The sequence below is a fragment of the Pseudomonas sp. MF6396 genome, assembly GCF_002018915.1.
Taxonomy (GTDB): Bacteria; Pseudomonadota; Gammaproteobacteria; order Pseudomonadales; family Pseudomonadaceae; genus Aquipseudomonas; species Aquipseudomonas palmensis.
Window position 1 is genome coordinate 1 of record NZ_MVOK01000076.1, and the last position, 2634, is coordinate 2634.

Here is a 2634-nt window from a genome sequence, read left to right on the forward strand (position 1 = left end):
GCTCGCCGAAGGCCACCGCGATGGCCTGCGGGGTCCGGTTCGCCTGCGCCGCGATGCGCTGGTGAATGCACGGCCCGGGCGCGTGCTCCGCCTCGACCGGGTTCCACGCCTGCACGATGCGCGCCTGCTCCTGGCCATCCAGCAACGCCAGTTCGGCAATGCGCTGCCCAGCCTGCCGCACGATACCTTGCAACAACTGGGTGAAATGCCGGGCGATCTGTTCCACGCCCGCCCTGCTGAATTGCGCCTGATCGTAGGCATACTGCACCGACAGCTGCGCACCCAGGCCGATGATCAAGGTCAGCGGGAAGTTGGTCTGCTCGTGGTTCCGGGTGTCGAAGAACCTGAGCCCCGCCGGCGCCCCTTGTTGCAGCGCCTCGGCCACCGGATAGTTCTCGAACACCAGCAAGGTGTCGAACAACCCCTCGCCGCCCGAGCCTGCCAGACGCTGGATCTCGCTCAACGGGCTGTGCTCATGCTCGCGCAGCAACAGGTTCTGTGCCTGCAACTGCTCCAGCCAGGCCCCTACGGCCTGTTCGGGCGAAGGGCTGGCGACCACCGGCAGGGTGTTGATGAACAGCCCCAGTTGCTCCTCCACCCCGGCCAGCTCGGCCGGGCGCCCCGACACGGTGGCGCCGAAGCTGACGCAGGCCTGTCCGCTGTAGCGTTGCAGCAGCAACAGCCAGGCGGCCTGCATTACCGTATTGACCGTTACCCGCTGCTGGCGGGCGAACTCGCCCAACGCCTGGGTGGCCTGCACATCCAGCAACTGGAAATGGTTGGCATGGCCCTGCCCCAACTGCGCCTTGTCACTGCGCAGCGCCTGCACCAGGCGCGTCGGCTCGGTGAGGTCACGTACCTGCTGCTGCCAGAACGCCTCGGTGCGCGAGCTGTCCTGCTCGGACAGCCACTGGATGTAGTCGCGATAGCGTCCCACCGAGCGGGCGGGTGCCTGGCCGGCATAGCGCTGCAGCACTTCACCGAGCAACTGCGAATTGCTCCAGCCATCCAGCAGGATGTGGTGGCTCGTGTAGACAAGGTGATGGCGCTCGTTTCCGGTACGGATCACTGCCAGACGCAGCAGCGCCTGGTGCTGCAGGTCGAAGCCGCGTTGCAGATCGGCCTCGGCCCAGCTGTCCAGTTGTGCCTGCAGGTCAGGCCGGGCTCGCCAGTCCAGTTCGACGAACGGCAGTTCGAGCTGCTTGCGAATCACCTGCACGGGCTGTTCGAAGCCGGTCACGAAACTGGCGCGAAGCACCTCATGCCGGGCCATGGCGTCTTGCCAGGCCTGCCGGAAACGCTCGACATCCAGCCCCTCCACGTCCACCCGCATCTGGTTGATGTAGTGGCCGCTGCCCTGCTCGTACAGAGAATGGAACAGCATGCCCTGCTGCATCGGCGACAGCGGATAGATGTCGTCGATCTCGCTGGCGGCAATCGGCAGGCTGTCCAGTTGCACCTGGGTCAGCCTGGCCAGAGGGAAATCCGAAGGCGCCACGCCAACGCTGCCTGGGTGCACACAATGGGCAACCAGCACCTTGAGCTCTTCGGCGTAGGCCTGGGCCAGGGCCTGGATGGTCGGCGCGTCGAACATCTGACGGCTGAAGCTCCAGCCCAGCTTCAGTTCGCCGCCATACACCTGGCCGTTGATCGACAACCAGTTGCCCAGTGGTGCCTGCGGGCTCTGGGTGGCGCCGGCAGACTCGCGGGCCGGGGTGAAGAAACCGCCCTCCCCCTGCTCGTCGGCAAAGCTGGCGTCGAACTGGCCCAGGTAGTTGAAGGTGATGCGCGGTAGCGGCAGCGCGGCCAGGGCTTCACGGGCCTGCGCGTCGCCCAGGTAGCGCAGTGCGCCGAAACCGATGCCCTTGTCAGGCACCGCGCGCAGTTGCTCCTTGATGCGCTTGATCGAGCCGTCGAGGCTGTCGACGGGGCTGAGCCTGACCGGGAACATGCTGGTGAACCAGCCCACGGTACGGGTCAGGTCGATAGTGTCGAACAGCGCCTCGCGGCCGTGGCCTTCGAGCTGGATCAGCACCTCGTCGCGCCCGGTCCAACGCGCGATCACCCGCGCCAGGGCGGTCAGCAGCAGGTCGTTGACCTGGGTGCGGTAGGCCGCCGGAGCCTGCTGCAGCAACTGGCGGGTGGTGACGGCGTCCAGGTGCGTCTGCACCTCGATACCATGCACGCTTTGCAGCGACCCCTGCGGGTTGTCGCAGGGCAGCTCGGCACTGGCGCCCGCCAGTTCGCTGCTCCAGTAGGCCAGTTCACCTTGCAGATCGGCCGCGTGCGCCTGCAGGCGCTGCGCCCAGGCCTGGGTCGAGCTGGTCTTGGGTGGCAGGTTCACCACCTGGCCGGCGGCCAGTTGGGTGTAGGCGCTCTGCAGGTCTTCGAGCAGAATGCGCCACGACACGCCATCCACCACCAGGTGGTGGATGGCCAGCAACAGGCGCTGGCTGCCATCGGGCAGCGTCGCGAGTACCGCGCGCAGCAGCTCGCCGCGCTCAAGGTCAAGGCTGCGCTGGGCCGTGTCGCACAGTGCCTGCAAGGCCTCGGCGTCGGCCACCGGCTGCGTCCACAGCAGTTCGCGCACACCGCCAGGGGCGCCATACTCTGCCGCCCACGCGCCATCGGCCT

1 protein-coding gene is annotated in these 2634 nt (G+C 67.2%); it reads right to left on the reverse strand.

The genetic code is table 11. The features are described from left to right. On the reverse strand, positions 1-2634 hold a 2634-nt coding region (locus tag MF6396_RS27950; RefSeq protein WP_238596499.1), incomplete at both ends, for a condensation domain-containing protein.